Here is a 12,586-nt window from a genome sequence, read left to right as displayed (position 1 = left end):
TATCCCTGTATTCCGATAGGCGTTTATTTGCATATCACCGCCAACTGCCGGAATTCACCCTGAGCCACTGTGCTGCCGGGTAATTGATAATCAAAACCACAGCTTTCACCCACACCTTCACCCCAAACCACACGTAAGTGGCCGGCTTGCTCATTGACCCGAACCAGCGCTTGTCCGCCTTGAGCGATATAGCCAACGCCGATACCTTGAGCATCTTTGACTTCCGCACCAAACGGCAGTGGCGTGTTATCCGCCAGATGCCCGGTCAACAAAATTGAATAACCGCTTGAGGTCTCAAATTTCAACAACGCCACCGCACCTGCGGTTGGAGCCACTCGTTGACTGGTTGTTTTAAACTCCACATCGGCAGATAAACCTTTTGGATCAATCTCGACATCATTTTGCCGGTAAGGACTTAAATAAGGCACAACCGCCCGACCACGGCTATCAAGGCGCATGCCGGAATAGTTAGTTACCCGTGCTCCCACCGCATCGGGTGCCTCAACAATCCCAACGGTATCCCCCAGAGATGACGCAAACACCACACCTCCGCGGTAAGCAACCACACCACCAGAAAGGCTTGCACTAACCTGATCGTAATCATGACTTTTTGAATAACTGCCGCCAATTGTCGCTTTAGGAGCCAACCAATTCCCATTCACACCCAGAGTGTTATAGCTGCCATTCTCATCAGTATGATTATTCGCGACCGAAACCCCATAGTTGAATTGATTATCACTGCCCGCAGAACCTGAAACCCCGGTTTGTACTGAACTACTTTCACGCGTACTGGTGTAACTGGTGCTCAAACGCGAGGCTCCACTACGGGTTCCCAGTGGAATAGAGAAAGAGACACTTAATTGGTTATCCCATTCCCCACTCGACATATTACGCAAACGGTTAAGGGCTACGTTATAGCTCAGTGACTTATAGCTATTATTATAGCCGAGCTGAAAACTCATATCGCGCCGCTGCCCGCCCCAATAATCCTGTGCATTGGCGTTGGCATAAAATGAACCATAGCCTTCAGGTAAACCTTGGGTAATGCTGACTTGCGCCTGATTACGACGGCGATATTTAAAACTGTCATCATAGTCTGTGCTATCGGTTGGCAAGCCTGAATTGATGGTTCTTCTGCTCACCTCACCATGTTGTAAATAGTCGCGCATTCGCATGGCTTCTGACGGTGTGTAAAAACCGTCGCTGGAATAGTGATAACTGGCAATGGTCAGGCTGGTATTGGTTTCCGGTAACGAATTGGCATAGGTTATCCCCAGACTCTGACCATTCTGGTCACTTTCACCGGGCAATCGGGTTTGTGCTTGCGTCACACTAAACGCCAGCGCGCCTACCGGAGTATTGAATGCCAACCCAGCAGACGCGGAGAGATAGCCTTCAGCCGCAACAACGCCACCATTGCCGGTGATTAAATTAGATAAACCGTGGCGTAACGTCCCCATAAATAGAGTTGGGGTTTCTGCCATCGAATTGTCACGATACTCGCCGGCCATCAAGGAATAGCGTGTGGTTCCCGGACGCAGCAATTCGGCAATTGAAGCAAATGGCACTGTAAAAGACTGTTCACTACCATCAGCTTCGGTGATAGTCACACTTAAATTGCCACCCTGCCCGGTAGGGTAGAGATCATCGATAGTAAACGGTCCTGGAGGAACCGTGGTCTCATAAATAGATTGACCCTGTTGGCGTACGACCACTCGGGCATTGGTTCGGGCAATACCTCGCACTGCCGGCGCATAGCCGCGCTGAGAGTCTGCAAACATACGGTCATCCGAGGCGAGCTCAATACCGCGATAGCTGATGCTGTCAAACACTTGACCATCCGTGTTTGAATCACCAATCGTCATTTTGCTGTGTAAGGAAGGCACCGCACGCTCTGCATAAGTGGCCAGATTCTGATAATCAAACCCCTGACTGTCACTACGATTTAATGCACTTCGATAATACAAACGCCAACTTTGCCAATTAAAACCGCCCAACAACCCAAGATATTGGTATGTCTGGCTGCTGATATCAGTTTGATTACTGCGATAGGCGGTATAGTCATATCTTAAGGTTGCCGCAGTGACACCATCATCCCAATATTTAGGATTAACATAGCCACGAGCCTGGCGGATTAAAAAGGCTTGAGGAACTTGAATATCCAGACGCTGTGTATTCTCATCAAAAATAGCATTGCCCCCCTCCAAAATCGTGCTCAGTGAAGAGCAAGCGCCGGTGGTTTCTAGCTGCTTTAGAACATCTGATGACACTGCGCTGGTATCAATCCCTAATTCATCAAATAATGTTAAGTCATAACACGGAGAGGCAACTTTCGATTCTGGTGACGGTAATTCGAAACGCACGGACTGACGACCAATCCATTGCTCATTTAAGTAGATATCAATGCTGCGCTCACCAGGAGCTACGGGGTTACCTTCACTGTAACGAGCAGCATCGACAGAGAAACGGAGGAAAGAATCACTAAATTCAACATGCTCAGGATCTTCCGCTACAGCGGATAGGCTAAATAGCACACCACCCAAGCTATAAATAGCAAGAGATAATACCGATAGATATTTCGGGCGCTCGCGTTTTTGATAACACATGTAATAACTAAGCATTATGTCGAGGCCATTAAATGAGTGCGTACCCTGAATGGGAAAAAGTAAATATTAATTGTATTTATGTTTTATAATTCTACTGCACCAACTTTTGCGTACTCTGCGTTTCGCCGCCTTGATCATTGATAATAGAATAAAACACTTGTGTCGTATTATTAATCGATCCTTGAGCTGTCATTGGCAAACTCAGTTCAGCAAAAGGTGCCACCATTTTATTATTTATTTTACTCAAGTTAGCCAGAACTGGGCTGTCTTTTGAAGCACGTAACTCAATTTTTCTAAAGGTAATGTAATACGGTGACGCATTTTTTATTACCAGCTGATTGCCCTTTTTAGAGAAGGTCAAATGCTTAATCGCTTGTTCTGATGGCATCGTTAATTCTGCCGGGCGATAAAACAATTTAATTCTGGTACGAAAAGCCAATTGCAGCTTGTTATCCTCACCGGTAGCGCTTTTGGTAGGTTTCGGTGGAATTTCTAACAAATTAAACCAAAAGAGAGTTTCCCGATCTGCCGCTAATCCACTGCCTGTACGAAACAGACGAATGGTCTGATCCCGTTTAGGATCTAAACGTATTACAGGGGGGGTAACACTAAAAGGTACCTTGATTGTCTCGGGGCGTGCATTCGCATCGCCATTATCAATCCAGGCTTGAAGAAGAACTGGCATATTACCGGTATTGGAAACCTGAACCACAGCCTCACGCTGTTTTTCATTGTAAATAACACGCGTACCTTTGATGATCACTTCAGCATGAGCCGCTGTTGCGGTTATCAATGATGTGACAAGAGCAAATGCCATGAAAAGTGTTTTACGCATAAAGTTTCCAATTATAGAGCGAATGAAACAGGGAGCATTAAGCTCCCATGTTGTCGCTGAAAACGTTGGAAATAAACACCAATTCGCCTTCAGCTCCGCTATGCCACAAGCTTTAATTAGTCATAAACAATAGTATAGTCAACTTGCGTCGTTACTGTACCTGCGTTAACTGATGCGTTGTTAGCATAATACTGTGCGTAATAGGTTAATGTTGCACCACCACCAGTAATATCCTCGACCACACTACCCTGACCGGAACTTCCGACCACAATGGGTGAGATACCTTTGTCTAATAAACGAACCTGAACACCGGTTGATGTACCATTACTGTTCAAACGGCCTGTCGCGGTGTCCACCAAAGCACCCGGTTCAAAATAAGCATAGGCATTACTCATTGATGCTCCAGTACAACTAGACAACACAATATTGAAAGGTGTCGTACCAGCAACAGAGTTAATAGAGCTCAATGCACTTGCAGAAATAGTAGGCAATATTACTGTTCCATCGTTGGTGCCATTATTGACAGAAACGCCACAAGTGGTGTCAGTGATTTGACCATTAATAGTAATAGTACCGTCGGCTGCAAAAGCAGATTGTGCAATAAACACACCAGCGATAGCAGCAATTAATACGTTGCTAGTTTTAATTTTCATGTATGTTTCCCCGTAACTTTAAATATATTTATACCGATAGGTTTAATTAGGATTTATATCATAATTAATGAAGTCCGATTTCGTTATGACCATTATTTCATCATTTTAGATATTGTCAATTAAGCTAAAAATTCAGAATCATTACTATTTGGTTAAATAATAGGAATCGTCAGCGGATGTAAAAGAAGGAGGGAATTCACCTGTGAGAAATATCCTTATATGTGTAGGAATAATCATACAGGAAATGAGAAATTCAGAAAGTCATCGATTTATAAAATCGAATAAGCATCAAACAAAAAAACAATATAAAACAGCGTAGTAGGATTTTTCTTATATATGGCAACAATAAAGTCACTAAAAAACAGTCAATTTTGCGCCACGTCAAGAAAAAACCAAGTGAGAATTTATCAAAAAATGACATTTACACATTATTTACGTTCTAAAAGTGAAAAATATTTTCACTAGAGAGAAGTTGCATCATTTTTAACATTAATAGTGATAAAAAAAAACAAAAAACCTCATATTATACAAGTGCTAAAAGGGAATCATTATCAGTTCGCTTCGCTTGCCTGACGATCTGTAGCTTTTTGAGCGCTGCAATCATAGTGATTAAGTCTAGATCAATCGAGCACTATTTAGGGGGGAATACTTTTGATAATGAAAAACCAACGTCTTTATTTAAAATAGTGCCTGTACTTTCGTAGGTAATAAAAATTCAAGCCACCGATACTCTGCTCAGTGGCCTGATATTATTTGCAAGTAAGTTGCTAACACTCAACCGATATCAACCTTGGCGCCTAATATACGAGCCAGCCCTTGAGCACCTTCACGCATGATGCGGTCATGATTCCAGCGAAATAATGGTGCCGCAATGGGGGCTAGATAATTCATCCAGCGTGTATTTGTTCTAATTTGCCAGTCGTAACGGACTATAGTATTTGTACCATCATAAAATAATGTCCACAGCCCTATCCCTTCAACCTCACCACTGGCCTGCCCCTCCAATAAGTGCAAAGGACTAATCGTGATGACATGAATATCAAACGTGATTCGGTAGGGCAAAACACCTTTCCAAGTATAGCGATGCAGCGCACCGATACCCTGTATATCACCTTTTTCTATCTCAGTGACCTGTTCCAAACTTTTCCACCAATCTGGCCACCTATCGGGGTGGTAAAGGACATCCCATACAACTTGAAGCGGGGCATTAACTCGCCAGAGAGTAGAAAACTGATACTCAGCCATACTGAACTCCGTACTAAGGGATAAAAAAATGCGCAGGAAAATGTACGTTGACTACCATGGCATCCATCACGACGGTTTCCAGTAGTTGGTCATCGGCATCATAGCTGATCACTTTGACTGGAAAACCTTGGCTGTTTTCCAACCAAATATCATAGCGATGTACATTCTCTATGGTGGCTCTTGCAGAACCAATGACCGATAAATGCAAAACAGATTGTTGTGCTAACTTCTCTTCGCCGACAATGATGGTGTGGCCACCTTGTTGTAAGCTATTAATATTGTGCAACAATCTACCTATATCAGACTGATCAACCCGGTGGCCGCTTTTATCACGTATCAAGCTATTGCTCGGTAAAAGGCTCAGAACAGGCAGCGTCCCTACGCCAAATGGCCATAAACGCACTTTACCGCTGTCTGGGTTATAAACTAATGTTGCGCCGCTGTGGGGTTCAGCAAAATCCATACGAACGTATCCCGGCTTAAGGTAGCTGTAACGAATTGCCGTTGAGTCGCCCGATGCAGACTGAGAGTGCACCCTGACTTGATAGGACTGAATCTGCTCAAAATGGTGTTGCGCCGCTACGATAGGGTCAGTTTTACGCCCATCGGCGTGCACAACAGGCATTAGCATCAATACCGCCGTCGATATCATGATTGACACTCTTAAGCCACGAATGGTTTTCTCCTGCATTTTTAACAAGTAAAATGAATCTCAACTTGCTCCCATATTTAAATATATACCTAATATCAGAAAGCCTTATGCCTACCTGATTAACAGGCTTAGTGTGATAAGGATCGCTGAAATTTTTTTCTATAAGTGCTTGAATAATTGAAGAGCGCTGGAGGATTTTCCCTTTCTAAAAGGCTATGTTCGGGGCACCCCATTCAGCCGCTTAGGTATCTCTCCATGAAACGGTTGCGTTTATGCCCCTTTTTACGGCATGTTTACAACAACACCTCTCTGCTTTAGACGTTCAAATTATCACTTTGTGAGCAACCTGATGATTAAGTGGCTGTGGAAAGCAAATCAACCGCAAGCGGAGATGCTTGCACAGTGGCGTGAAGCGCTGGATATTCCCCTGCTGGCACCTTTAAATGAGCAGGAACAACAGCGGTTGGTCTCTGTTGCGAGTCATTTGTTGCAACAAAAACGACTGGTCCCCTTACAAGGGTTGGTATTAACCTCATTAATGCAAGCTCGTCTGACACTATTATTCGCCTTGCCTGTGATGGAATTAGGCGCAAAGTGGTTGGATGGCTTTCATGAAGTGTTGATTTATCCATCCCCCTTTGTGGTTGATGAAGACTGGCAAGATGATGTTGGTTTGGTGCATACGGGCCAAACAGTGCAGTCTGGTCAGAGTTGGGAGCAAGGTCCTATTGTTCTGAATTGGCAAGATATTCAGGATTCATTCGATTTATCCGGTTTTAATCTTGTTATCCACGAAGCAGCGCATAAACTGGATATGCGCAACGGCGGCAATGCCAATGGTGTCCCTCCGATTGCTATGCGTGATGTTGCCGCATGGGAATATGATTTGCATCGCGCGATGGATAATATTCAAGATGAGATTGACATGGTGGGCGTCGATGCTGCCAGCATGGATGCATATGCCGCCAGTGATCCGGCGGAGTGTTTTGCGGTATTGTCAGAATATTTTTTCAGTGCACCAGAGTTATTGGAAAGCCGCTTCCCTGCTGTTTATCAGCATTTCTGTGCTTTCTATCGTCAAGATCCTCTTACCCGATTAAAACGTTGGGAAAATAACCAATAAGGCCCAAAAGATTTCAATCTGCGGCGTGTCACCAACACGGCAATAACGTGAAAGATACCGAGTATTTGTTCAGATGCTGAGCAGTCAGCCCAAATACACCAATTTAGCGTTGACAGTATCAGGCATGCTAGATATCATGCGCCCCGTTCACACGATTCCTCTGTAGTTCAGTCGGTAGAACGGCGGACTGTTAATCCGTATGTCACTGGTTCGAGTCCAGTCAGAGGAGCCATATTAGAGAAGCCCGCTTAAGTTTCCTTAAGCGGGCTTTTTGCTATTTCATTACCGGGTTTCTTTCCTGACTGCGATAACAGAGCGTAAAAACTACAACGCATAAAAAATCAATGCTGCAATACCGCCAAATAATAGCCATTTAATCAAATAATAAATTCTACGGTTCCAGGCTTTTAGCCGCTTCCCCACTTTACGCACCGCATAGATATATTTAAATGCCTTATTAACCCCTCCAGTGCGATCCCCTTCTTCATTGGGTGCAGTGGCGGCTGTCATTAGGTTTCTCCCCACCCAGTGGTTAACCCATTGCGCCCAACGATAGCGCATTGGTCGCTCAATATCGCAAAACAAAATCAGCCGGTTCTGCCCACTCTCGTTCTCTGCATAATGGATATAGGTCTCATCAAACAATATTCCTTCGCCATCGCGCCAACTGTAGAGCGTACCATCCACATCAATAAAGCAGCGATCGTCATTCGGTGTCATTAACCCCAAGTGGTAACGTAAGGAACCGGCATAGGGATCTCGGTGACGAGGTAGACGGCTGCCATCAGGCAGTTCGGCAAACATCGCGGCTTTCACCGACGGTAACTCTCGTAATAATGAAGTGGTATAGGGGCACAACGTCATTGCCGATGGATGGCTATCTTCATACCATTTTAAATAAAATCGTTTCCAACCCGTTTTAAAAAAAGAATTAAAACCTGCATCATTATATTTATCCGATGCTTTTATTTGTTGGATATCCATTAATGCCTTTCCCTCCTCCCTAATTTTTAACCAATTCTCGCGTAAAACAGCGAGTTCAGGGAAAAGATCCTGCTTCAGATAAGGTGTTGTCGGTACTCGAGAAAATAAGTACATGAAGACATTGATTGGTGAAACAAATGTCGAATGGTCTGAAAGTTGACGCCAAAACTTATAACGAACTTTCCCGCGAAAATGGACATAGGTTACACATAAGATAACAACCAATAACACTATATATTTCATGATGTCCTATCAATAAATATGGCTGGTAGCTAAATATTTAGTCTATCCCTATCAAATTTTCCAATTTAAAAAGATTACAACTTATTATAGGGGTGCTAACATCAAGATTAGTAAGCAATAAATGTTTGAACATCACTATCATTGAGTACAAAACATCCCGTAAAACGACGCCCTTCAGGGAATTCATCACTCAATTGCCGTAATAACTGTAACTCAAAACGGCCAGTATCCAGCGAATAGCTCAGTAGCCGTGCATCAAGAAAATCAAAATAACGTCCTAACTGTGGGAAAATAGCTTTAAATAAGCTCTCTTTAGCAGAGAAAGCTAACGTTAATAATTTTTCGAAGGGAAATGGATCCTTTTGAAAATGGTGATATTCATCTTCACTAAGAATACCCGGCCACAGATTTTTGGCTCTTTCGGCAGGAATTAAACTTTCAATATCCAAACCAATACCATGATGGTGTGAATTTGACTCTGAGGCGTCAACCCGCGGCGTAATAACTTGTGCAGTACATAAAGCGCGTTGGTTATTATGGCTAATACTGCCAATTAACCCCACTGGCCACTGTGGCGCACGGTCTATTCCATTTGTCAGCAAAAAGTCACGCACTTCCAGCATATTCAGCACTTGTCGAGCGACAAAGCGCCCAGCCAGATATTCTGCTCTGCGCTTAACAACCGCTTTTTGTAAGCTACCAGGAAACGCAATGCCATATACGGCAAAAAGTTCATCCCTATATTCATTGACATCAAAATCACATTTCGCCAAAAGCCCGTGAAACAGTGGCTGCCCATTCAAACCGCTAGCTGGCAGTGCGGCAAAGGTAAAGTTACGGATAAATACCGACGTCACACATAATCCTAATCATATTGATTCATAGACTTTTATAGTAGTTGTTAACCCACGTCGCCACAATATCTGCACCTTGTTCTTTTGGCAGGAAACGTTATCAGTAACATGCCCTCTCTTCTGATAGCTTGCCAAGTCACGTCCTGGCACAGGATCTTGTTGGGTTTTACCCCTTCATGAAATGCCACTTCACAATTATTGAAACGCGGTTCCTGACATTTCTTTTTCTGTGATAATGGTCAATTTAATAGCGAATATAAACCGCTAGGTTGAATGACATAGGGATAAAGGAATAACCCTTTTATATACATTGATATAACGATTCCACTATTAGAAATGATGCCTTTTTATCTATTTTTATACCCAAAGTAATTGAAGTTGCAGATAAACAGTACTGCAGCGACAAGTAGGATGGGTATAGTGACTTCTGGAGACGACCGAATGAAATTCCCTAAGCCTTTGCCAACACTATGCCTGGCTATTTCTGCCATCTTATTTAGCCAAATGGCCTCAGCACAACAAATTAAAGCCGCCGATGTTCACCCTAAAGATTATCCCAATGTTGTCGCCGTTAAAAATATGGGGGACAAGCTTAAAGCTGCAACTGATGGGCGCTTGGAAATCAAAACTTTCCCTGGGGGCGTGTTAGGTGATGAAAAACAAATGATCGAACAGGCACAAATGGGGGCTATTGATATTATTCGTGTATCCATGACACCTGTTGCCTCTATTTTGCCAGAGATCAGTGTCTTTACCCTGCCTTATATGTTCCGCGACGAAGATCACTTACATAAAGTCCTTGATGGCAAGATTGGTCAAGAAATTGGGGACAAAATTACTAACAACAAAGATTCAAAATTGGTGTTCCTTGGCTGGATGGATGCCGGGACTCGTAACCTGATAACCAAGCAACCAGTCGTTAAGCCGGAAGACCTTAAAGGCATGAAAATTCGTGTTCAGGGGAGTCCAATTGCATTGGCAACGTTAAAAGCAATGGGCGCAAACTCCCTGAGCATGGGGGTGAGTGAAGTGTTCAGTGGTATGCAAACTGGCGTTATTGACGGCACCGAAAATAACGAGCCAACTTTTGTTGCCCATAATTACCTGCCGGTCGTTAAAAACTACACGTTGAGTGGTCATTTTATTATTCCCGAATTGTTCCTTTATTCTAAAACCAAGTGGGATAAGTTATCGCCCGAAGATCAGCAAACGATTTTAAAACTGGCTAAAGAAGTACAGGCTGAACAGCGCGTATTGTGGCAAGCCTACGTCCAGCAGTCACATGACAAAATGAAAGCTGGCGGTGTGCAATATCATGAGATTGATCATGATTATTATTACAAAGCCACCCAGCCAGTCCGCGATGAGTTTGGCAAAGATTATCAAGACCTCATAAAACAAATCAGCGCTGTCGAATAACACTATTCTGGCGGTATTAATTATTTAATGTCGCTGACATATATACCCTTTGTTCTTGATGCTGCGGCACCAAGGGCAAAGGGTGAACTGAGGTCTCCGCTATGGCTCGCTTTTATCTATCAACGATGGATGTTTTGTATCGCCTGTCAATCTGGGTAGCTGGTATTGCTTTAATAATCATGGTTGCGGTTATTCCTATAGGAATATTCGCCCGTTATGTTCTCAATGATGGCTTATCTTGGCCTGAACCCGTCGCTATTTTGTGCATGGTCACGTTTACGTTTGTGGGCGCAGCGGCCAGTTATCGCTCCGGTTCACATATTGCTGTCAGCATGGTCACTGACCGTCTTTCAGAGGCGGGTAAAAAAGTCTGCTTGATATTGGTTGATTTGCTGATGACAGCAATAAGCCTATTTATCTTTGTTTACAGCTACATTTTGTGCAGTGAGCTTTGGTCACAACCGGTGGCTGAATTTCCATTACTGACGGCTGGGCAAACTTATATTCCTCTGCCTATCGGCTCCGCAATTACGCTGTGCTTTATTATCGAGCGCCTGTTTTTTGGCCCGCAGACCCACCGCCCGGTCGTCATGATTGGCAATTCATAATTTGGGGACTTTTGCCTTATGGATGCATTTATTTTAGTTTTTACTCTGGCAATTTTGTTAGCCATTGGCGTCCCGGTTGCCTATGCCGTGGGGTTGAGCGCCATTGCTGGTGCATTTTGGATTGATTTGCCACTCGAAGCGGTCATGATCCAAATTACCAGTGGTGTAAACAAATTTTCGTTATTGGCTATCCCATTCTTTATTTTGGCTGGCGCCATTATGGCCGAAGGTGGGATCGCGCGACGCTTGGTAAGTTTTGCCTATATCTTTGTTGGTTTTATTCGCGGCGGCCTATCACTGGTGAATATTGTTGCCTCAACATTCTTTGGCGCAATTTCAGGGTCATCGGTTGCAGATACAGCTTCAATCGGCTCAGTCATGATCCCGGAAATGGATAAAAAAGGTTATCCGCGTGATTTTGCTGCCGCCGTGACAGCCAGTGGCTCGGTGCAAGCCATATTGACGCCTCCTAGCCATAACTCCGTGATTTACTCACTGGCAACTGGCGGTACGGTTTCTATCGCGGCACTGTTTATTGCCGGTATTTTGCCGGGCCTGCTGCTCAGTTTCACCTTGATGCTGATGTGCGTCGGCTTTGCCTATAAGCGCGGTTACCCCAAAGGTGAGCGGGTACCCTTCCGCCAAGCGCTCAAAATATTCGTGGATACTCTGTGGGGGCTGATGACCGTCGTCATCATCATGGGCGGCATCCTTTCTGGGATATTTACCGCGACAGAATCCGCCGCTATTGCCTGTTTATGGTCGTTTTTTGTCACCATGTTTATCTATCGTGATTACAAATGGTCAGAATTGCCAAAACTGATGTACCGCACAGTAAAAACCGTCACTATCGTAATGATTTTGATCGGTTTTGCGGCCAGTTTCGGTGCCATTATGACCTATATGCAATTACCGGAACGCATCACTGATTTCTTTACCTCAGTTTCAGATAACAAATACGTCATTCTAATGTGCATCAATATTATGTTGCTGCTGATTGGCACCCTAATGGACATGGCACCACTGATTTTGATCCTGACGCCAGTCTTGATGCCGGTCACGAACTCATTAGGTATTGATCCAGTGCATTTCGGTATGATTATGCTGATTAATCTGGGTATTGGCTTGATTACACCACCGGTCGGATCGGTGTTGTTTGTTGCCAGTGCGGTGAGTAAACAGAAAATCGAGCAAGTGGTGAAAGCAATGCTGCCGTTTTACGGTGCGCTGCTTCTGGTGCTAATGTTGGTCACCTATATTCCAGAAATTTCGCTGTGGTTGCCAAGAGTCTTTGGCGTTCATAACGGCTGATAACGCAATAATTGAAGGCGGGCCGCTAATTGGCCCGCCGTATAATGATTAAA

At 44.1% G+C, this 12,586-nt stretch carries 11 protein-coding genes and 1 tRNA gene; 5 read left to right on the top strand and 7 right to left on the bottom strand.

Annotated features, from left to right (window positions below):
• Window positions 1-23: 23 nt before the first annotated feature.
• From HUZ92_RS13460 to HUZ92_RS13440, 5 genes are all read right to left on the bottom strand, one after another.
• Window positions 24-2,621 carry a fimbria/pilus outer membrane usher protein gene (locus HUZ92_RS13460; protein WP_145579729.1) on the bottom strand — a complete coding sequence of 866 codons (2,598 nt, stop codon included), beginning with the start codon at window positions 2,619-2,621 and terminating at the stop codon, window positions 24-26.
• Window positions 2,622-2,697: 76 nt separating this feature from the next.
• On the bottom strand, window positions 2,698-3,441 hold the full coding sequence (locus tag HUZ92_RS13455; RefSeq protein ID WP_050098400.1) for a fimbrial biogenesis chaperone: 744 nt from the start codon (window positions 3,439-3,441) through the stop codon (window positions 2,698-2,700).
• A 116-nt stretch (window positions 3,442-3,557) separates the two neighbouring features.
• Window positions 3,558-4,094 (bottom strand): fimbrial protein, encoded by a 537-nt coding sequence (locus HUZ92_RS13450; protein WP_050098401.1) that lies wholly within the window; start codon window positions 4,092-4,094, stop codon window positions 3,558-3,560.
• 774 nt (window positions 4,095-4,868) lie between these two features.
• Window positions 4,869-5,339, bottom strand: coding sequence for an SRPBCC family protein (locus HUZ92_RS13445; protein WP_050140782.1), 471 nt, complete (start codon window positions 5,337-5,339; stop codon window positions 4,869-4,871).
• A 13-nt stretch (window positions 5,340-5,352) separates the two neighbouring features.
• On the bottom strand, window positions 5,353-5,970 hold the full coding sequence (locus tag HUZ92_RS13440) for a LolA family protein (RefSeq protein ID WP_050098640.1): 618 nt from the start codon (window positions 5,968-5,970) through the stop codon (window positions 5,353-5,355).
• Window positions 5,971-6,340: 370 nt separating this feature from the next.
• Here HUZ92_RS13440 and mtfA point away from each other — a divergent pair, with 370 nt between their 5' ends.
• Entirely contained in the window at window positions 6,341-7,114 is a 774-nt protein-coding gene (mtfA, locus tag HUZ92_RS13435; RefSeq protein WP_050098403.1) for a DgsA anti-repressor MtfA, read from the top strand.
• A gap of 156 nt (window positions 7,115-7,270) precedes the next feature.
• A tRNA-Asn gene (locus HUZ92_RS13430) sits at window positions 7,271-7,346 on the top strand.
• Window positions 7,347-7,438: 92 nt separating this feature from the next.
• On the opposite strand, the gene lpxO is transcribed toward HUZ92_RS13430, so the two are convergent.
• Window positions 7,439-8,341, bottom strand: coding sequence for a lipid A hydroxylase LpxO (gene lpxO, locus HUZ92_RS13425; RefSeq protein ID WP_050295501.1), 903 nt, complete (start codon window positions 8,339-8,341; stop codon window positions 7,439-7,441).
• Window positions 8,342-8,448: 107 nt separating this feature from the next.
• A complete protein-coding gene (locus tag HUZ92_RS13420; RefSeq protein ID WP_050140780.1) occupies window positions 8,449-9,198 on the bottom strand; it encodes a 4'-phosphopantetheinyl transferase family protein in 750 nt (249 codons plus the stop codon).
• 438 nt (window positions 9,199-9,636) lie between these two features.
• Here HUZ92_RS13420 and HUZ92_RS13415 point away from each other — a divergent pair, with 438 nt between their 5' ends.
• From HUZ92_RS13415 to HUZ92_RS13405, 3 genes are all read left to right on the top strand, one after another.
• A complete protein-coding gene (locus HUZ92_RS13415; protein WP_050101845.1) occupies window positions 9,637-10,614 on the top strand; it encodes a TRAP transporter substrate-binding protein in 978 nt (325 codons plus the stop codon).
• Window positions 10,615-10,715: 101 nt separating this feature from the next.
• Entirely contained in the window at window positions 10,716-11,222 is a 507-nt protein-coding gene (locus HUZ92_RS13410; RefSeq protein WP_050101847.1) for a TRAP transporter small permease, read from the top strand.
• A gap of 18 nt (window positions 11,223-11,240) precedes the next feature.
• Complete coding sequence (locus tag HUZ92_RS13405) at window positions 11,241-12,533, top strand: TRAP transporter large permease (protein WP_050101849.1); 1,293 nt, start codon at window positions 11,241-11,243, stop codon at window positions 12,531-12,533.
• Window positions 12,534-12,586 lie beyond the last annotated feature (53 nt).

It is taken from the genome of Yersinia vastinensis, assembly GCF_902726565.1.
Taxonomy (GTDB): Bacteria; Pseudomonadota; Gammaproteobacteria; order Enterobacterales; family Enterobacteriaceae; genus Yersinia; species Yersinia vastinensis.
Note: the sequence above shows the minus strand (reverse complement) of the source record. Positions and strands in the feature narration are given on the sequence as shown.